Source organism: Micromonospora sp. NPDC050187, assembly GCF_044459745.1.
GTDB lineage: Bacteria > Actinomycetota > Actinomycetes > Mycobacteriales > Micromonosporaceae > Micromonospora.
Genome location: NZ_JBITJH010000006.1, coordinates 143,515 through 164,370, shown reverse-complemented (window position 1 = coordinate 164,370; position 20,856 = coordinate 143,515). Strand labels below are relative to the sequence as shown.

Genomic DNA, 20,856 nt, shown 5'->3' with positions numbered 1-20,856 from the left:
CGGTTCTGACAGCTGTGGACGAAGGGACGGTGCGGTGCGCACGGTTGGGCTGATCATGGGCAGTGACTCGGACTGGCCGACCATGCGGGCCGCCGCCGAGGCGCTCGACGAGTTCGACGTGGCGTACGAGGTGGGCGTGGTCTCCGCGCACCGGACCCCGGTCAAGATGATCGAGTACGCCCGCTCCGCCGCCGACCGCGGCCTGAAGGTGGTCATCGCGGGTGCCGGCGGTGCCGCCCACCTGCCCGGCATGGTCGCCTCCGCCACGCCGCTTCCGGTGATCGGGGTGCCGGTGCCGTTGAAGCACCTGGACGGCATGGACTCCCTGCTCTCCATCGTGCAGATGCCGGCCGGCGTGCCGGTGGCCACCGTGTCCATCGGCGGCGCACGCAACGCCGGCCTGCTCGCCGTCCGTATCCTCGCCGCCGCCGACCCGGCCCTGCGGGAGCGGATGACGGCGTACCAGGCGGGGCTGGAGCAGTTGGTCGCCGAGAAGGAAGCCGCACTCCGCGCCTCGCTGGCCTGAGCGCCCCCGGCCACGGCGCTGCCGAAACCCCTCCACCAACGCTGCCAGACGTGGTGGCAGGGGTCCCCTGTTGCTCAAAACGCGGTAACAGGGGTCCCCTGCTACCACCCAGGGCGGGGGCGGCGGGGTCAGCGCATGCCGCGGAGGGCGGTCTGGAGGCGGTCCTGGGCGCGGCGGCGTCGCTCGTTGCTCGCGCCCAGCACGAGCAGCACCAGGCCGACCAGGAGCAGCGCCAGCCAGGGCCCGAAACTGAACAGCGCGTGCAGCGCGGCGAACGTGGTGACCCCCGCCCCGACGATCACCGGGGCCTGCTGCTGGGTCATCGAACCCCAGACCAGCACGGCCACCGCGCCGAGCAGCAGGAGCACCTGCCGGAGCATGCTGGATTCGGTGGCCAGCACGATCGCCAGGGTGGGCACGAACGCGGCCACCAGCGCCGGCCCGTACGCCACCCAGCTGCTCAGATCCGGCCGCTCCCGTAGCTCCATCACGCCGACCAGCAGGGCGAGCGCCGCGAACGGCAGAGTGTAGGCCTCGGGGAGCGCCACGTCGGCGACCCGCATCAGGATCCACCAGGCGACGATCTCGCAGCCGACCACCGACCAGAACAGGATGCGTCGTTCGGTGGGGCGGCGACCCGGCCGGGTGGCGGCCACCCCGAGCACCGCACCCCAGCCGGCCAGCAGGGCGGCGATGTGCCGTGGCGAGTCGAAGGCCAGGGCCAGCGCGATCAGGGCGGCCGCGTACCCGCTCCACTCCACCGTGGCCGCCTCGCGATGCGCCTCCGGCCGGCGCAGCCGGGGCAGCCGGGCGGCGAACACCTGGAGCGCCGCGCCGACCGCCAGCACCCCGAACGCGGACCAGACCGGGGCGAGCCCGGCGACCAGGCCGATGGTGAGCACCAGCAACTGGGCCATCAGCGAGGCGAACAGCCAGCCGAGGATGCGGGCGCGTTCGGTCCTGCCGAACAGCGCCGCGATCGTACCGACCGCGACCGCCCCGGCGAGGGTGAAGACGGTGAGGTCCCTGGTGGCGAGGCTGCCGGCCAGTCCCGCCCCGCCCCCGGCGAGCCCGATGCCGAAGGTCAGGATCCGGGTCCAGCGCAGCGACCGGGCCCGCTCGACCCCGGGCGGCGGCGGGGTCAGCGCCAGCCCGAGCATCGCCAGGGTGAACACCGCCAGCGCGGCCAGGGTGGTCTGCGGCCAGCCCCGGCCGAGCGCGATCGGGGCGATGAGCACGGTGACCGCGAGTCCGGGCAGCACCACCGGGACCGCCCGGAAGTACTGCCCGCCGCTGAACGCGGTAGCGGCGAGCGCCGCGCAGATGGTGAGCAGCAGGGCGGTCAGCACGTGGGTCGGGTCGGCCGCCCCGACTGGTGGGGTGAACAGCTGGGGCGGTGGGCCTTCCCAGATCCGCGACAGCGTCGCGTACGGCTCGACCAACGCGACCACCAGGGCCGGCGCGATCGAGGCCACGGCGAGCGCGACCGGCAGCGCGGCGGCGGCGAGGGCGCCGGCGGCCGGGCTGACCCGCCACCGCCGGTCCGCGAGCCGGTCCGGCATCCGGCGCAGCGCCCCGTCGACCAGAACCGCCCAGCGGCCGACCGGCTGGGCCGAGGTGGCCGGGGGCACGGTGGCGGCCCGGACCAGCTCGGCGAGGACCCCGAGCAGGGCCGCCGCCGCCGCGAAGACCCCGACCGGCAGGCTGGTGGGGATCGCGGCGAGCGCGCTGACCGTGGCCCCGGCGGCGACGCCGAGGCTCGCGTACGGCAGGTACTGCGGGACCCGCCGCCGGAGGGCGGCGACCGCCGCCAGGCCGAGGCTGGACGCGGCGAGCGCGGCGGTGAGCAGCACCTCGGGGCCGTGCCCGGCCTCGGCGGCCAGTGCGGCCACCACGCCGGGGAGGGCGATCAGGGCCGCCGCCGTGCCGAGGCCACCCATGGTGACCAGGTGCGGCGGCATGCCGTCGATTTCGACCCGCTCGGTCTGCCGGGCGGCGAACATCCGGGCCAGCCCGGCGACCGTCGCTCCGACCAGCACCACGATGCTCAGCGCCAGCGCCGTGGTCCAGGGCCGGACCAGCCCCGCGCCGACTCCGTGCAGCGCCACCAGCGCGGCCACGGTGGCCCGGGAGAGCGCGGCCCGGGGGTCGGTCGCCGCGACGGCGGCCATCCCGAAGACGGTGGCGACCGTGCCGCCGACCAGCACCGGCGACCACCAGGGCAGGTCGAACGCGGCGGGCGCGCCGATGGTGGCCAGCACCGCCGCCGTGCCGGAGACGTCGTGCTTCCACGGATCGGGCAGGAGGATCGCGGCGGCGACGCCGAGCAGGATCAGCGCGACCGGGGCCTGCGCGGTGGTGCCGCCGGTGGGCGCGGCCGGCCAGCCGGTCAGGTCGCCCGCCCAGATCGGTCCGGGCACCGCGACCACCCCGAACCCGCCGCGCAGCGCCATCCAGCCGGCCAGCGCGCCGACGATCGCTCCGGCGACCGCCATGCCCAGCACCGGGCCCCGTCGCCACTCGTCGGGCAGCGTCCGGGCGGCGACCGCGACCAGCAGCACCAGCGCCGCCGCGACCACCAGTTGCGCACCGGGGGCGAGCACCGCCGCGATCCGCAGCAGGGTGGCGACGAGCGCGGCGGTGGCCGCCGCCGCGGCGAAGTCGGAGCCGTCGAGGGCGAAGTCGGCCCGACCCCGGGCGTCGATGGCGGGCGCGAGGAAGAGCAGCAGCGCGGCGACCAGCAGCAGTGCCGCGACCCACGCGTCGGCGGAGGTGGCACCGGGGGCGGCGAAGGCCGCCGCGGCGACGACCAGTGCCCCGAGGCCGGCCCCCATCGCCAACGGTGGGCTGATCTCCCGCTGTGACACCTGGACGATCGCCGAGTAGCCGAGCGTGACGCAGACAGCCAGGAAGCTGGAGGCGAGGATCGGGACGGTGAGCTCCCGCAGGGCGGCCGGGGTGAGCACCGGGCCGGTGGGGGTCAGCGCGGCGACGAAGGCGGCCACCGCTCCGGGCAGGGCGAACGCCGCGCCGCCGGCCGCCCAGGCGGTGAGGGTGTCCGCTGCCGCCGCCGAGGCGACCCGCACCCGGGGGGCGAGGGTCACCAACACCCCGCCCGCGAAGAGGGTGAGCAGCACGGCGGCGGTGAGCGCCGGCCGGGCCAGCGACGCGCCGGCACCGACCAGCCCGACCGCGGCGGCGGCGACGACGTGTGCCCGGGCGGCCCGGGTGGTGCGGGCGGAGAGCCCGACCAGACCGAGACCGATGGCGGTGAGCACCGGCGGCCACGGGGCGAGCATCCAGCTCAGCCCGAACGAGGCCGGCACGGCCAGCGCGGTCACCGCCGCGCCGGTCACCGCGAACTCCCGCCGGATCTCCGTCGGCAGCGCGAGCACCGCCGCGACGGTGAGCAGCAGCGCGCTGACCGCGAGCTGCCAGCCGGCCGGTCCGGCGGCTGCGGCGAGCATCGCCGGGTAGCGGTCGAGGTCGGCGGCCCAGGCGGGCAGCGCCGCGCGGACCGGGGCGATCCCGGCGTACAGCGCGCCGGACCCGACGAACAGGCCGGTGACGGTGAGCGCCACCGCCGAGGCGAGCTGCGGCCCGCGCCGGATCCGGTCCGGTACGGCCCGGACGGCGACGCTGGTCAGCGCGATCACGAGGGAGACCAGCAGCACCACCTGGCCGGGCAGGGCGACCGCCGCGACCCGGCCCAGCGCTCCGATCACGGCGAGGGTGGCGATCCCGGCCCCCAGGTCGGGCAGCGGCGGGCGGCGTACCGCCATCGTCCCGACCAGCGTCACCCCGGCGGCCAGCAGGAGCACGACCGCCGCGCCGAGGACGGCGGGCAGGGTGTCCGCGCGCAGCAGCGCGGTGACCGCGTACGCCAGGGCGAGGGCGAGCGCCACGGCGTGCAGCGCCCAGGCCAGCTCCGCCAGCCAGGGCACCGGTCGGGCCGGGGCCACCGACCGGACACCGCCCCGGTCGGGCCGGGTGGCCGTCGGGTCGCTGAAGACCTCGTCGGCCTCCTCCGGTGCGCCCTCCGGCCGGACCGCCCTCCGGTGGTCCCGGTCGGGAGCGGGCGGCGGGGTGACCGGACGTTCGGTGGTCAGCGGGGAACGGGCCAGCCAGAGGTCGATCGCGGCGACCACGGTGAAGACCAGCGCCCAGCCGGTGGCGCCCCGCACCAGACCGGACACGAGCAGCGGCAGCACCGGCTGCACGGCGAGCACGGCGGCGAACCGGGGCACCCGCAGTCCCGTCCAGCGGGCGTAGCCGTAGCCGACCCCGGCGGTGACCGCGAAGATCAGACCGGCGAAGACCGTGCCGGGGACCGCGCCCGAGTCGGACGGCCCCACGGCGTAGAGCGCGTATCCGTCCAGCGGCACCAGGATCAACCCGACCGCGGCGATCGTCTCGGCCGTGGACACCAGCCCCCGGCGCGCTACCACGGGCGCGGTGAACAGCATCAGCGCGGTCGCGGCGAGGAGGATGAGCAGCCGGGCCAGCGCGTCCATCGAGGACGTCGCCACCCCCGCGAAGACCACCGCGGCGACACCGATCAGCAGCGCGCCCAGGCCGAGCGGGATGTTCTGCACCTCCCGCGAGGAGGCCTCCGGCGGGTGCTCCGGGTCGTCCGCGTCGAGCCAGGTGGCGGTGGTCGTCGTCGGCGGCTCGTCCGGGGGACGGTTGCCCTGGCGGGGCACCCGGGGCGGGGCGTCGCCGGGGGCACCGGGCGGGGCGCCGGTGGCGGCGTTGGTGGAGGTGTCGGCCGGGGTGCCGGGGGGCCGGCGCGGGGCGCGGCGGCGCAGCAGCACCCGGCGGGTCTTGGTGGCCTGTTTCAGCTTCTCCTCGCCGGCGTGCGCGAGGATGTCCCGCTGGAAGAGCGCCGCCTGCATCTTCTGGGCGATCTGTCGCTGCTCGCGGGCGATCTCGGCGTCCCGCGCCTTCATCTCCGCGATGGACCGTTCGACCTCGGCGATGTGGGCGGCCCACTGTGGCTGCTCGGCCCCGCACACCGGACAGCGGCGCGCGGGCTTGATCTCCCGACCACACGACGAGCACTGGAAGCTAGCCACGAACAACTCCTCCGCCCGGTCGCCCCGCACTGTGGAATCCCACTGTGGCAGCATGCCCAAACCCGGCACGGATTTCGATAGTTGCCGCCGCGTCGTGGCGAGAAAAGTCGCGGACAGACGCGGAACCGGTCGCGGAGAGTGCTCCACGACCGGTTCCGGTCACGTGTGCGGCGGGGGTCCGCCCGGTCAGCCGGTCAGGGCCGACCCATGCCCCGGTACTCCCAGCCGGCCTGGACCCAGAGGGTCGAGTCCAGGCAGTTGCGGCCGTCGACCACCCGGCGCTGGGCGACGAGTTCGCCGAGGACGACCGGGTCGGCGTTGCGGAAGTCCGCCCACTCGGTGAGGACGCAGACCAGGTCGGCCCCGGTCACGGCGTCGTTGATGCTCGGCTCGTAGTTCAGCTCGGGCATCGCCCGCCGGGCGTTCTCCATGCCCTGCGGGTCGTAGACACGCACGTCCGCGCCGGCCTTGCCGAGCAGCGCGGCGACGGCGAGCGCCGGGGCGTCCCGGACGTCGTCGGTGTTGGGCTTGAAGGTGGCCCCGAGCACCGCGATCCGGGTGCCCATGAGGTCCGGACCGGCCGGACCGTACCGGCGGCCGAGCAGGTCGGCGGCGAGTTGCAGCACCCGGCTGCGGCGGCGCAGGTTGATCAGGTCGACCTCGTGCAGGAAGCGCAGCGCCTCGCCGGCCCCCAGCTCCTGGGCCCGCGCCTGGAAGGCGCGGATGTCCTTGGGCAGGCACGCGCCGCCGAAGCCGAGCCCGGCCTGGAGGAAGCGGTTGCCGATCCGGGGGTCGTACCCGATGGCCCGGGCGAGCTGGGTGACGTCGCCGCCGGCGACCTCGCAGACCTCGGCCATCGCGTTGATGAAGGAGATCTTGGTGGCGAGGAAGGCGTTCGCGGCGACCTTGACCAGCTCGGCGGTGGCGAAGTCGGTGACCACCAGCGGCACCTCGCGGTCCTCGGTGGCGGCCAGGTCGAAGACGCCCTTGTGGGCGGCGTAGAGCATGCCGTTGGCCCACTCGCTCTTCACCCCGACCACGATCCGGTTGGGACGCAGCACGTCGTCGACGGCGAAGCCCTCTTGGAGGAACTCGGGGCTCCACGCCACCTCGACGCCCAGGTCGGGGGAGCTGTGCTTGCCGACCAGCTGCTCGACCCACTCGGCCGTGCCGACCGGCACGGTCGACTTGCCGACGATCAGTGCCTTGCGGGTGAGGTGCTGGGCCAGGCTGCTGACCGACGCCTCGACGTAGGTGAGGTCGGCGCCGAGGCCGTCGGCGCGCTGCGGGGTGCCCACGCAGATGAAGTGCACGTCACCGAACTCGGCGGTCTCGGCGATGTCGGTGCTGAACCGCAGCCGCCCGGCGGCCAGGTTCCGCTTGAGCAGCTCGTCCAGGCCGGGCTCGTGGATCGGCACCTCGCCCGCGTTCAGCTTGGCGATCTTGTCCACGTCGACGTCGTAGCCGAGGACCTCGTAGCCGAGCTCGGCATAACAGATCGCGTACGTCGCACCGAGGTAGCCGGTGCCGAGAAAGGTGACCCGGGGCCGGGGCGCGCCGGAGGGGGGAGTCACCGCCGGGATGGCCGGCATCGGCTGGGTGTTCGGGTACGGGATCGTCACGCCTGTCTTCTCCGCTCGCGCTGGCGGCGCTTCGTCGCGTCGCAATCGGCTGCGGCGCCTGGCCGGGCACCGAGTGACAATTTTGTCGTCTTCATGGTCCGCTGGCTCTGTGGGGGCCGTCGAGGCAGGAGCCTACGCGCCGGTAGGCATGACCTGAACCCTGGTCGCTATCCTCAGTCTGCGTGGTCCGTGGCCCACGAAGCCACGGTCTGCGCATGATAGCGGCGAAGGGGAGAGGCCAACATGCCCGCAGAGCAGTCGTTCGACGTCTACCGGTTGCCCGAGGACCACGAGGCGGTCCGGGAGGCGGTCCGGGAGGTCTGTGCGGCGAAGGTCGCCCCGCACGCCGCGGAGGCCGACGAGACCGGCGAGTTCCCGAAGGCGTCCTACGACGCCCTGCGGGCCGCCGACTTCCACGCCCCGCACATTCCGACCGAGTACGGTGGCGCCGGCGCGGACGCGCTGGCCACGGCCATCGTGATCGAGGAGGTGGCCCGGGCCTGCGCCTCGTCCTCGCTGATCCCGGCGGTCAACAAGCTGGGCACGATGCCGCTGTTGCTGGCCGGCTCCGAGGAGCTCAAGCGCCGCTACCTGACCCCGGTCGCCGCCGGGGAGGCGATGTTCTCGTACTGCCTCTCCGAGCCGGAGGCGGGCAGCGACGCGGCCTCGATGACCACCCGCGCGGTACGTGACGGGGATCACTGGGTGCTCAACGGGGTCAAGCGGTGGATCACCAACGCGGGCGTCTCGGAGTACTACACGGTATTCGCCGTGACCGATCCCACAGCCCGGTCCAGGGGGATCTCCGCCTTCGTGGTGGAGAAGTCCGACCCCGGGGTCAGCTTCGGCGCCCCGGAGAAGAAGCTCGGCATCAAGGGCTCGCCCACCCGCGAGGTCTACTTCGACCAGGTGCGCATCCCGGCCGACCGGATGATCGGCGCGGAGGGCAGCGGCTTCGCGACGGCCATGCGGACCCTGGACCACACCCGGGTCACCATCGCCGCCCAGGCGCTCGGTATCGCGCAGGGCGCGCTCGACTACGCCAAGGGCTACGTCCGGGAGCGCAAGCAGTTCGGCAAGCCGGTGGCGGAGTTCCAGGGCATCCAGTTCATGGTCGCCGACATGGGCATGAAGCTGGAGGCCGCCCGGCAGCTCACCTACGCCGCGGCCGGCAAGTCCGAGCGCGGTGACGCCGACCTGACCTACTTCGGCGCGGCGGCGAAGTGCTTCGCCTCCGACGTCGCCATGGAGGTGACCACCGACGCGGTGCAGCTGCTCGGCGGCTACGGCTACACCCGGGACTACCCGGTCGAGCGGATGATGCGGGACGCCAAGATCACCCAGATCTACGAGGGCACCAACCAGGTGCAGCGCATCGTCATGGCCCGTCAGCTCCTACGCGACTGACCCGCCGCACCGGACCGGTCGCTGCGTGGACGACCGGTCCGGCCGCCGTGCGGGGGTAGCCGGTCCGGCCGCCGTGCGGGTCGACCGGGCGACCCGGCCGTCCCCGCCCGCTCCCGGGCCTGGGGCAGCACCGGTGGGGTCGCCGCCGTCCGGGGACGGTCGGTCGCCACCCGGTGCAGCTGTTCCACCAGCAGTCGGCCGTGCGGGGTGAGCCGGTCGCCGGCGAGCAGCAGCTCGGCGACCTCCCGGCAGGCGGCCCGGGTCCGGCGGAACTCCGTCCGTGCCCGGAGCAGCCCGTCCGGCCGCGACTCGTGGTGCTGCTGGCGACGCCAGAACCGGGCCACGCAGACGTGCGCGTACAGCCCCTGGAGCAGCGCCGGCAACGGACGCGGCCCGACCCGCCAGGGGACCGCGAGCCGGACGTCGTCGCCGGGCCGCAGGAGCGGGAAGAGGTTCTCCAGTGCGGCGAGCTTGTTGTGGGCCAGCTCGTGCACCAGGGTCGCCGCCGTGGTCGCGGCGTCCCCGCTGCCGGAGAGGGCGACGCAGCCCACCCCGGCCGGGAACGTCCCACTGATCAGTGCCGCCCCGACCTCCGCCGGCACGCCGGTGCCGGTCAGCTCGGCCGCCCCGGGCGACAGCGGCATGACCATGGAGATCGCGGCGGCCAGTTCGTCGGCGTACCCCCGGTGGCGGCTGGCGAGCAGCCGCCAGCCCGGGGCGAGCGCCGTCCGCCACCGGGACGCCTCGTCCGGGCGTACCGGGGTGGCCGGGCGGGAGAGCGACCAGAGGTCGTCCAGCCGCAGCTCCATGCGCCCACCGGCGTGAAGCCGGGGCACCGGCCACCAGCCCGCGCCGGGACGCGGCGGCACGCCGTCGACGGTCACGCCGTGCGCCGTGACGGTCAGCGTGACGCTCGCCGGGCCGTCCGGGTCGAGCCGGACGTGACCGGCCATGGGCAGTGGGAACGCCGACCCGGGCGGTGTCGGAAACCCGACGGTGGCCGGCAGTCCGGCGCACCGGGCCGCCGCCGCGGCCACCGGCGCGAGCATGGCCGGCCACGCGCCGGCCCGCAGATCGTCGACCGCGAGGCCCCCATGCCCCCGGTCCGTCCGCTCCAGCCGGGTGAGGGTCTCCGCCGCCCACACGCTCACACTCGGGTACGTCAGCACCCGCCGGACCGCGCCGGGGTCGGTCCGGCGGAGTTCGCCGAGCAGCCGCCAGGCCTGCCGGACGGCGTCGGTGTGCGGGTGGTCGAGATCGGCGCACCGCTCCACGACTTCACGCAGAGTCAACAGGTTCCGGCTGTACTGGGCGGCCAGCAGGGCCCGGACGGCGGACCGCCCGCCGCCGCCCCGGGCCAGCGCCAGGAACGTTCCGGGAGGCATCGCGTGCCGGTCGGCTCGCCCCGACGACCGTTCCGGGTCACGCACGGTTCCCCCGAGATGACTGCTGAATATCGATGAACGCTACGATAGGTTACTGGCGGAGCGCTGGCTGTGCTGCTTACGGTGCGGTTCTCAATAGATCGAAGGTGGGGCAAAGCATGCCGGAAAGGATGAGCAGTCATGACCGCCCCCTGATATCTGATCTTCTCAATGCTGAGGAACTGGACCCGTCGGATCTCGACGCGCTGCCCCGGGAACTCCTGCGGCAGTCGTTGCGGCGACTCATCGACGAGACCGGTGAGCCCCGTGGGCACTTCCTGTGGTTCCCCAACCAGACCAGCGACCCGGGCGTCGCGCCGGCCAGCGGGCGGAGGCGAGCGGAGGTCGACCGAATGGAGAGGGATGGACATGACGGGTGACCGCCGTCCAGACGGGCCGGAGCCGCGATGACCGGACCGGGGTCGTCCCGGTCGGACCGCGGTCCGACCGGCACCAGCGTGGTGGCCTTCCTGGCGCCGACCAGCCGGACCGGGCGTACCAACCTGGTCAGCAACCTGGCCTGGATCCTGGCGCGGGCCGGACGCCGGGTGCTCGTCGTCGACGCCGGTCGGGGCACCGTACGGGTGCACGAGCACCTGCGCATGTTCCACACCGACGAGTGGCCGGTCGCCGACCAGCTTCCGCCGGAACTCGCCCGGTCGCTCTTCCCCGCCTCGGTGGGGGTCGCCCGGCAGTTCGCCGAACAGCCCGTCCTGCGCCGGTACGCTGCCCCGCCCGGCCGGCTCGACGTGGTCCGGATGCCCGACTCCGCCCCGTGGCCGCCCCCCGAGGAACTCGGCGACACCTCCTTCACCGAGCTGCGCCGGCAACTGCGCCGCACCGAGTACGACGTCGTCCTCCTCGACCCGGTCGACACCGATCCGACGGTGGACCGCTGGGCGGCGGTGCTCTGCGAGACGGTGGTGATCTGCTTCCCGTACCGCTATCCCCGGCTGCCCGAGGTGGCGGCGCTGGCCCGGCGGGTGCACCGGGCCGCGCCCGCCGGGGTCCGGTTGGTCGGTGTGGCGACCGCCGTGGACGAGCCCGACCCGACCCGTGCCGCGCAGCGGCGGGACGCCATCCGGCGGGGTCTGGGCACCGTGCTCGACGAGCCGTCCGGATCGCTCGAGATGCCCCTGGTGGAGGTGCCCGGGAGCCCGACCGGGCAGACGCTCGCCCCGCTGCTGGAGGAGTCACCCCACCGGGACCGGGTGCTCGCCGCCCACGGCGACCTGCTGCGGCTGGTCACCGACGGTGCGGTCGGCACCGCCCGCCCCGAGCCGGAGTCGTTGCGCACCCGCTACCGGTACGGCCTGGGCCGGCAGGCCGCCGACGACCAGAGCGAGGTCCACCTGGCTTATCCGGCGCGCCAGCGGCCCTGGGCGGACTGGCTCCGCGCCGAACTGGCGGCGGTGGGCGTCCGGGCCCGGCCGTGGCCGCCGGACGACGAGAGTCGGCGTCCCACCGCCCGGACGACCGTGCTGACGGTGGTCCCGGCGGACGACTCGGAGGAACAGTGGCTCGCCGGTGTGCTCGGCGCGGTCCGCGCCGAGCCGGAGGCCGAACTGCTGGTCGCCCGGACCGGCCCGGCCGCCGACGACGCCCTGCCGCACGACGACGTCCGGGTGGTCGACCTGACCGGGTGCACCGAGGAGCTGGCCCGCGAACGGCTGCGCGGCACGCTCGGGCTCGCCGGGATCCGTCCGGTGCCGGTCGAAGGGTCCTGGCGGCCGGGCTTCCCCGGCGACCGGGAGGAACCGCCCCGGGAGTTCCAGCTGCCGTCCCGGCCCCGACTCTTCGTCGGCCGTGACCGGGACCTGGCCGAGCTGCGCGACCTGCTGCTGGCCGGCCCTCCCGGGCGGCCGGTCGTGGTGACCGGACCGGCCGCCGTGGGCAAGACCAGCCTCGTCGGCGAGTACGCCCACCGCTTCCGTTGGGACTACGACCTGATCGTCTGGATCACCGCGGGCGGGGTGCACGACGTCCGGGCCGCGCTGACCGAGCTCGCCGCCGAACTGGGCGTCGAGCCCCGGGGCAACCCGGTCCAGGAGGTGCTGCACGAGCTGGGCCGGCGCAGCGGGCAGTGGCTGGTCGTCTACGACGGGGCGGGGGACGAGGAACTGTCCGACCTGCTGCCGAGCGGCTCCGGCCACGTCGTGGTGACCCGCCGGTCCGACGCCGCCCTGCCGCCGGGCGCGGTGACCGTCACCGTGGGTGACCTCGTCGAGGCCGACGCCGTACGTCTGCTCACCGCGCGGGTGCGCGGGCTCTCCCGGGTGCCGGCGACGGCGGTGGTGGAGGCCGTCGGAGCGTCTCCGCTCGACCTGCGGCTCGCCTCGGGCCTGCTCGGGCAGGCCGGCATCCTGCTCAGCTCGGCACACGCGGTCGCCGACTCCCGTGGCGCCGACACCGCGGTGCCCGCCTTCTGCGCGGCGGTCGCCGAACCGGCCGGGGAACCCGCCGCCGCCCGGATCGTTCGCGTCGCGACGGCCCTGATGCGGGAGGACTTCAGTGGCCGGGTCGCGGTGGTGGTGGCGCAGATGTGCGCCTTCGCCTCCCCGCTGGGGCTCTCCCTGTCGATCCTCGGGTCGCGGTCGATGCGGGCGCAGGTCGCGCGCGGGCTCTCCGAGGCCGACGGGGCGATGCTGTGCGCCGACGGCTGGGAGATGGACCGGGCGTTGGCGGCGGGAGTCCGGTTCCGGCTGCTGGAGGTCGCGTGGGGGCGGGGCGGTGTGGTGCGGATGCATCCGGCCGTGCAGGCCATCGTCCTGGCCGGCATGTCCGACCGGGAGCGCGAGACACGGCGCGGGCAGTTCCTGCGCGGCCTGGCCGAGGCGGCGCCCCGGACGATCGCCGCCGACTCACCGGTGCGCCGCGAACTGCACCGGCACCTGATCAGCTCCGGCGCGCTCGACGTGGACGGTCCCGACGAGGTGCGGCGGTGGCTGGTCGAACAGCTCGAACACCTCATCGCCCGGGGCGGCGGCGAGGCCCCGGACGCGCTGCGCCGGTGGCGTCCGGCGCTGGACCGGTGGCTGGCCCGGCACGGCTGGCGCGACCGGTTCACCCTCCGCCTGGCCACCCGGCTGGCCGACGTCACCCGGTCGCTCGGTCGCGGCGGGGAGGCGCTGGAACTGAGCCGGACGGCACTGCGCGAGGGGACGGCCCTGTTCGGCCCCGACCACCCCTGGGTCCTGGTGACCCGCCGGGGTCTCGCCGGTGACCTGCGCGGCCTGGGGCAGTTCCGGGCCGCTCTGGTCGAGGACCAGGCCACCTGGCGCGGTTTCCGGGACCAGTTCGGCAACGACCACCCGGAGACGCTGATCGCGGCGCACAACCTGGCCAACTCGTTCCACCTCGCCGGGCGGACCGACGAGGCGCTGCGGGTCGCGGAACGGGCCCGGGAGCGCCGGTCGCGGCTCTTCGGCGGGCACAACGCCGACACCCTGTGGCTGGTCAGCGACATCGGCAGCTTCCGACGCGAGCTGGGCGACCTGGAGGAGGCCCGCCGCCTGCTCGCCGAGGCGTACCGGCGGCGGGGCGGCCGTGGTCGCGGCGACGAGGACACCCTCCTGCTGCGGATCCTGCGCAACCTCGCGGTCACCGAGCGGCGGCGCGGCCAGCCCGACAGGGCCAGGGAGCTCAACGGCCGGGCGTACCTCGCGCTGCGGCGGCTGGTCGGGGAGCAGAATCCGCTGACCCGGTCCTGCCGGCTCAGCCTCGCCGTCGACTACCACCTGGCCGGGGACGGCGAGTACGCGACACGGCTGGTCGAGGAGAGCCTCGCCGGGTACGAACACGACCTCGGCCCCGAGCACCCGTTCGCGCACATCTGCCGCAGCCTGCGCGCGGTCGTGCTGCACGCTCGGGGACGGCTCGACGAGGCGGTCGCCGACGCGGAGAAGGCGGCGGCCGGGCTCACCGCCACGCTCGGCGAACCGCACCCGTGGGCGATCGGCGCGCTGGTCAACCAGGCCGTCGTGGTCGCCGCGGCCGGTCGGGCCACGGCGGCCGAGGAGCTGCTGCGGACCGCCGTCGAGCAGGGGCGGGACTTCCTCGGACCGGACCACCCGTGCCTGCGTACCGCCCGCCGGGCGCTGGCGGCGGTGGTCAGCGCCGACGGAGTCACCGACCAGGGCCGCGAGGGTCGGGTGTCCTTCGACTTCGTCGACATGGAGGTTCCGGAGACATGAGCGGGCAGACGCCGGCCGACGCGACGGCCACCGGAACCACCCCACCGGCGGATCGTCCGGCCCCGTCGGGGGCGGCACCTGACGCCCCCGGCCGGGACGCGCCCCGGCGGCGGGTCAGCGTCACGCTCGGCACCCACCTCGGTGACCGGCGACCGCCGGCCCTCGGGTGGTGCGAGGAGCTGATCGACGAGGTGGGCAGCATCTCCCACCTGGCCCGCTACCGCACCGGCACCTGCGACTTCGCCCTCGACGCGTGGGAGCCGGCCGGTCCGCACGGCCCGCTCGGCCTGACCGCCGACGAGCGGCAGCTCATCGGCCGGGACGTGGTGCACGTGATGACCGACCTGGACGACCAGCTCCGACCGGCGTGCAGCGGTGACCTCGTCCGGCTGCTGCTGCACACCGACCGGGGTGCCCTGTTCAGCCTCTCGGTGCTGCGGGAGCAGTTCCTGGTGGCGCTGGGCTGGTCCAGCGGCACGCCCGACCAGCTGCCGCCGCAGGACCCGGCCGTCCGGGCCGCCGACATCGAACTGGCCGGGCTGGCCAACCGGCTGCGTGAGGCGGTCAGCCAGCAACCCACCGACTACGGCGGCTGGCTCGGGCTGAACGAGCGGGCGCTCAGCTCCGGCATCCGGGACATCCGGCCGAGTTCCGGCCCGCCCGCGACGCCGGTGACCCCGGCCCCGACGGAGACGCCGCCGGATCCCCGGCCGCCAGGCTTCGCACGACCGGCACCCCGGCTCGGGGCGGGCCGGTCCACGTCGTCGTCCGCCGCGACCTGCCGCCGCCACCTGAGCGTCGAGGATCTGCACTACGTGGCCGTCTGCCGGGCCGGCCGGGTGGAGACCACCGAGGACATCCTGGACGACCCCCGGCTGACCCGCTTCTTCGACGACGTCACCCCGCGCGGGCGCCGGCACTTCTACGCCCTGCTCGGGCAGCGCATCGACGTCCACCTGCGCACCCTGGTCCGGGCCACCCACCTGGCCCTCGGTTCCCGGGTCCGGCGGCTGGTGCTCGACGTCGAGCAGGGCGCCCTGTTCTGTTACCCGGTCGGACTGGACCGTTACCTGCTCGCGGTCACCCTGGACCAGCACCTGGTCTGGGCGGCCGACGACAAGGCCGCCCAACTCGCTCGCCAACTCGGCGGGTGAGGAGAGTGCCGCTGCGGCAGGCCGGGCCGCCCCGGGAAACGCGCCCGGGGCGGCGGTTCGCCAGGTCGCGGTTCCGGCGTCGGTGGCAACCGCCCCGACCCGCCGCCGACCGGCCCGGACGCGGGGCCGGGCTGCGCGAGGCCGTCCTGCCGTCGCTGTCGCGGACCGGCACGTTCGTCCTGGTGGCGGCGCTCGGCTGGCTGCTCGCCGAGAACCGGGACTGGGTCGGGACGTACCGCTCGGACACGTACCTCACGCTCGCCGGGACGCTGCTCGCCGTCGGCCTCTACGCCAGCACGTACGGCATCGACCTGGGTGCCGCCCGCCGGAACGTCCGGCTGGTCGTGCTCGCCATCAGCGGCGGCGTGGTGGTCAAGGCCGCACTGATCTCGGCGGTGATGTACCTCGCCTTCCGGGAGCCGGCGTACCTCGTGCTCGGCGTCGCGGTGGCCCAGATCGACCCCGTCTCGTTCGCCGCCGCCCGGCTCCAGTCCCGGATGTCCGCGCAGGCCAAGACGATCCTCTCCGCGTGGGCGTCGTTCGACGACCCGATCACCGTCCTGCTGACCGTGTACGCCGCCGCCTGGGTCTGGCCGCTGGTGCCCGCCGATCCGGCGGCGGCCTCCGCGCCCCCGCACACCGGGTTCGAGTCGTTCGGGCTCTCCCTGGCGCAGAACCTGGCCCTGGCGGCGGTGGCCGCGCTCGCCTGGTGGGGCACCGAGCGGCTGCGCCGGTGGGTACCGGGCCGGCTGGTGACCGCCCTCCAGATCGTGGTGTTGGCCGGACTCGCCGTCGTCGCGGTCGGGCAGTTCCTGATGCTGGCCCTCGCCGTGGCCGGGCTGTTCTACCGGCCGCCCCTCGGGGTCGTGCTGGACCGGCTCACCCAGGGGGCGTTCCTGGCCGCCAGCTTCGCGCTGGGGTTGGTCCTGGTCGGCGGGATCAGCCCGCTGGCCGGTGTGGTGCTGGGTCTCGCGGCGGTCGGCGCGCACGCCGTGGTGGCCCTGGCGATCGGCTGGCGGCTGCCCCGTTCCGACCGCGTCGACGTGCTGCTCGGCCAGCAGAACGGGATCACCGCGATCATCCTCGCGCTGGTGCTGGAGCGGCAGTTCGTCGGCACGGTGGCGGCGGTCGCCCCGGCCATCCTCACCATCAACGTGCTGCACGCCCTCACCAACGGGCTGCGTGAGGCGTACCGGAGACCGGGGCCGGCGGTCGACCTGGCGGCACCGCCGCTCAGCCCTCGACGGGGGTGAGCGCGACCAGCAGCTCCGACCGGACCCGGGAGCTGAAGTCGCCGAGGAGGTCCTCCGCCTCCTGCTGCTGGCGGCCGGGCACGGTGTAACCCACCATCCCCTGGAGGCTGCGCAGCTGGTAGAGGGGGAGATACTCGTAGACGACGTCGAAGATCCGACAGATCGTGTCGAGCCGCTCCCGGTGCCGCGCGGTCAGTCCGCTGCCCGCGGGCTGGTCGATTGAGCTGTGCCACTCGACCACGGCGTGCCCGAACGCCTCGATCAGCGAGGTCAGCAGGGCGGTGACCCCGGTGGCGGCGTGCACCTCCGAAGTCCGCATCCGGGCCCGTACCGACTGCCGTGCCCCGCGCCCGCCCTCGTCCTCCTGGAAGGCCCGGCGCAGCAGTTCCCGGGCCGGGGTGAGCAGGTCGACCGCGGAGAAGGCGGCGTCGAAGAGGGTGACCACCGGCGCGGGCAGGGTGGCGACGACGGCGACGTGCCCGCGCCGTTCGCCACCGGCGGTGGAGAGCCCACGCTGGATGTCGTGCAGCTCCCGGTAGATCGCGGCGAGCTGCTGGTCGTTGCGTCCCCGCAGCTCCTCCAACGAGCCGGTCAGCACGGTCAGCAGATGCTGGGTGGCCGACTGCCGCCGGTCGAGTCGGGTCAGGTGCGGCGCGACCGCCGCGAGCGGACCGTCCTGGGGATACCGCTCCTCCAGCCGGGTCGTCATCGCCTTGAACTCCAGCGCGAACTGGTCGGTGAAGGACCGGGGATGGTAGGTCAACGGTTCCCGGCCGACCGCCTCCCGCAGCCGCTGGCGGTACCGGGCCGGGGGCGGCTCCAGCGCGACCAGCAGCAGCTCGCAGTCGCGGTGCGCGCGGATCGACCGGCACCGGCGTTCGACCGCGGCGATGTCGGTGTCGTCGAGCAGCGGTTCGGAGAGCAGGATCGCGCAGCCCACGTCGTTCGAGGTGACCGGCACCCAGTAGTCCACCCGACTGTCCGCGCCGCTGTCCAGGAAATGGTCGGGGACGTACGTGTCGTACCCGGCGCCGACCAGGACCTGGCGGATCTCGGCGCGGACGTTCTGCGCGTTGCCGGCGTCGTAGATCTCCCGTGCGGTCTGCCGGACCATCGGGGGCGTGACCAGCGCCCGCTGGTCGTGGGCCCGCCGCCAGAGCCGGTGGCAGAGGGAGATCACCTGCCGTGGCACCCCGTTGGTCAGGTCGACGACCTGCGCGATCGTCTGCTCGGTGAACGGCTCCAGCCGGCCGCCCTGTCGGGTCAGGACGTAGTCCTGCACCTCGGCAGCGGTCAACGCGGACATCGTGATGTGCTCGGTGATCCGGTCGCGCACGTCCCGCCGCAGGGAGCCGAGCAGGTCGGGCAGCCCGGCCAGGATCAGGAAGGTGTTGGAGGCGGCGAAGACCCGCAGCATCTCCTTGAACGCGTCGATCGCCTCGTCGGCCCGCAGGCCGGCGGCGGTGAGCAGCTGGTCCAGCTCGTCGATCACCACCACGAACGGGTGGTCGCCGTGCCCGATCAGCAGGGCGAAGACGCCCATCGCCTGGAGCGCGGTGGTCTCGCTGCTGGTGATCGCCTCGGTGATGCCCCGCTCGCGGAGCACGTCCGAGGGGGACGCGCCGCCGAACCACTCCCAGACCGCGTCCTCGAAACCACCCCGCAGCAGCAGGGTGAGCGCCTGGCTGAACTCGGCGTTGTCGGTGACCTCCCGGAGCCGTTCCCGCAGCTGTCGCAGGAACGCGCTCTCCATCAGCCCGAACATCTCCACCAGCGCGACCGGGTCGATCGCCCCGGCGCGCAGCTGATCGGCCACCGGCGCGGTCGCCGAGGAGACGCGCAGCTCGTCGGCGAGGATCTCGGCGTACAGGCTGCGGACCCGTTCGTGGACCAGCTCCCGCCGTCCGGCCAGCTTGTCGGCGAAGGCCCGGTAGAGCGAGACGAACGTGTCCGGCGGGGCGTTCAGGTGCACCGACTGCACCGCCCCGCCGAGGCTGGTGGCGGCGTGCCGGATCAGGTACGCCGCGAGGTGCGTCTTGCCGGTGCCGTAGTCGCCGACGATCGCCAGCACCTGCCCCGACGGGGTCTGCGGACGGGCCCGGACGGCGGTGAGGTAGGAGTCCATCGCGTTGACGGCCCGCCGGACGGCGACTGTCGGGATGGTGACCGAGGTCGATCCTGCGTCCGCGATCTGGGCGACGGCGCTCGACGGGTAAGGATTCACCTCACCGCTCAGGTCCAGGTGGTCGAAGGCGTCCATCAGCGCGGATTCTCCAGGAGACTCACGGCGATACTCAGAAAATGTTGACTGATGTGCTGGTAGGTCACCTCGTCCGGTCGGTCAGCTTGTACGCGTAGTTTCTCGTACATGCCGTAGAGTAGCCGCTGCACCTCACCGATGGACACATGTCGACGGAACGTCGTGTAGTCGTCGAGGGCTTTCGGGGCCACCCGGGGCAGCTCCCCCTCGGGCACCGCGCCGAGACGTTGTTCGGCGAAGCGGGCCGCGTCGTGTTCCCGCAGCCCACCCACCTCCAGGAAGACCGGCGGGGCGTGGCCGGCCTGGTCGAGCCGCTGGCGGCGCTCGTCCGGCAGTTGGTACGACGTCTCGCCGAAGAACACGATCCGCGCCCGGGCGTCGGTGGCGTAGGTGACCAGCTCCTCGGTCAGGTCCGCCGAACGGGGCAGCAGCACGATCAGCACCAGGTCCATCGGAAGGCAGCTGGCCAGGTTGAAGTACGCGTCGTCCGGTTGCTCACGCATCTGGTGGGCCAGTTCGGAGGTGAACAGCTGCCGCTGGAACACCGTGTCCACCAGGGCCTTGCACACCTTGGCGCGCCGCTCGGCCATCGGCTCGTTCTCCCGGGCCTGCCGGGTCACGTCCACGACCTCGCCCCGCAGACCGACGGTGGACAACTGCTCCCGCAGCCAGTGCGCGCAACGGTTGATCAGGGCGGTCTTGCCGCATCCCCGGTCGCCGGTCACCACCACGAGGCGCCCGGTGTCGACCAGGTACGACGGGTCGTGGAACTCCTCCCGGCAGTGCGTGAAGGCCGCCTCGGTGTTGTCCACCGGCACGTAGAGCGAGAGGTGCCCGTCGTTGCGGACCGGGTTGAGCGGGTCCACGTCCCGCATCAGTCCCGGCACCGCGAACGGGTTGGTCGGCACCTTCTCGGTCGGCTCGTGCCGGGAGCTGATCACCCCGGTCATCGCCGGCCCGCCGAGGTCCGCGTCCGGAACAGGCCCGGCTCCTGCATCGCCTCTGCCACCTGTGCCACCTCCGCCTCCAGCCGGCCCAGGGCCACCCGCGTCTCGGCGACCCAGCCGGGCCGTTCCTGCGGGGGCCGGGCGTTCCACCGGGCCGCCATTCCCGCGCCGAGCGGCTCCCGGTCCAGCGTCTCGCCCAGTACGCGCGGCAGCGACCAGTCACGGTACGCCGCCGCCACCGCCCGGAGCCGGGTCGCCAACTCCAGATGCCGGTCCTGCACCTCGCCGTCGTCCGGCGCCATCCCGGGGCGTCGCTGTTCCAGCTCGCGCACCAGGCGCTCGACCGCCGCCCGGTAGGCGCGGGCCGCGGTCCGCAACGCCTCCGCCTCGACCCGCCGGGCGTCCGCCACGGCCGACCGCCGGCTGAACCAGGCGGCCAGCGCGGCGCTGACCACGGCGAGCAGCAGCCCGGGGGCGAAGCCGGACCACGGGGACGAACCACCGCCCGACGGCCGCTGCTCCGCGCCGATCAGCGCCCGGCAGGTCCGGGCGAAGTCCGCCGGGCGCTCGCCGCGCCACCGCTCCGCGCCGCCACTTCCGCCCGACCAGGCCAGCCGCTCGACGGTCGACTCCGGGCGGACCACCCCGAGCGCGTGAGCGGCCTGGACCAGGGCGGGACGCCGGTCGGCGGCCAGACACCAGACGGCGGCGGCATCGTCGACGGTGCCGGCCCGGTGCCGCCGGTACGCCCAGACACCGGCGACCACCACGGCGACCAGGGCGAAGGCCACCGCGACGGCCACGGCGCGTCGACCGATGACGGATGGCACTCGCATAGCGGCTGACTGTAGTGAATTGTGGCCGGTCGGGGTACTGCCCGCCCGGCCGGAGATCCGGCCACGCCGCCGCCCAGCGGTTCAGCCGTCCGTCCACCAGGGACGGTCAGCCGGACCGGTCCGGCTGACGTCGTCCCCGATGTGGCGGCGGCGTCGGTC

The 20,856-nt window shown here is 74.5% G+C and carries 12 protein-coding genes; 6 read left to right on the top strand and 6 right to left on the bottom strand.

Annotated features, from left to right (window positions below):
- Positions 1–34 precede the first annotated feature (34 nt).
- Positions 35–526 carry a 5-(carboxyamino)imidazole ribonucleotide mutase gene (gene purE / locus ACIBJE_RS12330; protein WP_396747089.1) on the top strand — a complete coding sequence of 164 codons (492 nt, stop codon included), beginning with the start codon at positions 35–37 and terminating at the stop codon, positions 524–526.
- 128 nt (positions 527–654) lie between these two features.
- Here the strand turns inward: purE and ACIBJE_RS12325 are convergent, their stop codons facing one another.
- Together ACIBJE_RS12325 and ACIBJE_RS12320 are read right to left on the bottom strand one after the other, a co-directional pair.
- On the bottom strand, positions 655–5,601 hold the full coding sequence (locus tag ACIBJE_RS12325; protein WP_396747086.1) for an SCO7613 C-terminal domain-containing membrane protein: 4,947 nt from the start codon (positions 5,599–5,601) through the stop codon (positions 655–657).
- A 194-nt stretch (positions 5,602–5,795) separates the two neighbouring features.
- Complete coding sequence (locus ACIBJE_RS12320; RefSeq protein WP_396747083.1) at positions 5,796–7,223, bottom strand: UDP-glucose dehydrogenase family protein; 1,428 nt, start codon at positions 7,221–7,223, stop codon at positions 5,796–5,798.
- Positions 7,224–7,466: 243 nt separating this feature from the next.
- Between ACIBJE_RS12320 and ACIBJE_RS12315 the strand changes: the two genes are divergently transcribed.
- Positions 7,467–8,630 (top strand): acyl-CoA dehydrogenase family protein, encoded by a 1,164-nt coding sequence (locus ACIBJE_RS12315; protein ID WP_396747080.1) that lies wholly within the window; start codon positions 7,467–7,469, stop codon positions 8,628–8,630.
- Here the strand turns inward: ACIBJE_RS12315 and ACIBJE_RS12310 are convergent.
- A complete protein-coding gene (locus ACIBJE_RS12310) occupies positions 8,612–10,015 on the bottom strand; it encodes an aKG-HExxH-type peptide beta-hydroxylase (RefSeq protein ID WP_396747077.1) in 1,404 nt (467 codons plus the stop codon). The two genes, ACIBJE_RS12315 and ACIBJE_RS12310, sit on opposite strands and share 19 nt — an antisense overlap.
- A gap of 170 nt (positions 10,016–10,185) precedes the next feature.
- On the opposite strand from ACIBJE_RS12310, the gene ACIBJE_RS12305 reads away from it, so the two are divergent.
- The 4 genes from ACIBJE_RS12305 to ACIBJE_RS12290 are packed head-to-tail and all read left to right on the top strand — an operon-like array spanning position 10,186 to position 16,654.
- Complete coding sequence (locus ACIBJE_RS12305; protein ID WP_396747074.1) at positions 10,186–10,434, top strand: hypothetical protein; 249 nt, start codon at positions 10,186–10,188, stop codon at positions 10,432–10,434.
- 27 nt (positions 10,435–10,461) lie between these two features.
- Positions 10,462–14,247, top strand: coding sequence for an FxSxx-COOH system tetratricopeptide repeat protein (fxsT, locus tag ACIBJE_RS12300; protein WP_396747071.1), 3,786 nt, complete (start codon positions 10,462–10,464; stop codon positions 14,245–14,247).
- Positions 14,244–15,401: a hypothetical protein gene (locus ACIBJE_RS12295; protein WP_396747068.1), complete on the top strand. Its 1,158-nt coding sequence runs from the start codon at positions 14,244–14,246 to the stop codon at positions 15,399–15,401. The genes fxsT and ACIBJE_RS12295 overlap by 4 nt, the downstream gene beginning before the upstream one ends.
- Positions 15,398–16,654 carry a hypothetical protein gene (locus ACIBJE_RS12290; RefSeq protein ID WP_396747065.1) on the top strand — a complete coding sequence of 419 codons (1,257 nt, stop codon included), beginning with the start codon at positions 15,398–15,400 and terminating at the stop codon, positions 16,652–16,654. Before ACIBJE_RS12295 ends, ACIBJE_RS12290 begins: the two co-directional genes overlap by 4 nt.
- On the opposite strand, the gene ACIBJE_RS12285 is transcribed toward ACIBJE_RS12290, so the two are convergent.
- The 3 genes from ACIBJE_RS12285 to ACIBJE_RS12275 are packed head-to-tail and all read right to left on the bottom strand — an operon-like array spanning position 16,635 to position 20,697.
- Positions 16,635–18,914, bottom strand: coding sequence for a hypothetical protein (locus tag ACIBJE_RS12285; RefSeq protein WP_396747062.1), 2,280 nt, complete (start codon positions 18,912–18,914; stop codon positions 16,635–16,637). The two genes, ACIBJE_RS12290 and ACIBJE_RS12285, sit on opposite strands and share 20 nt — an antisense overlap.
- Positions 18,914–19,864 (bottom strand): hypothetical protein, encoded by a 951-nt coding sequence (locus tag ACIBJE_RS12280; RefSeq protein WP_396747059.1) that lies wholly within the window; start codon positions 19,862–19,864, stop codon positions 18,914–18,916. Before ACIBJE_RS12280 ends, ACIBJE_RS12285 begins: the two co-directional genes overlap by 1 nt.
- Positions 19,861–20,697, bottom strand: a complete 837-nt coding sequence (locus tag ACIBJE_RS12275) for a hypothetical protein (RefSeq protein WP_396747056.1) — start codon at positions 20,695–20,697, stop codon at positions 19,861–19,863. Before ACIBJE_RS12275 ends, ACIBJE_RS12280 begins: the two co-directional genes overlap by 4 nt.
- Positions 20,698–20,856 lie beyond the last annotated feature (159 nt).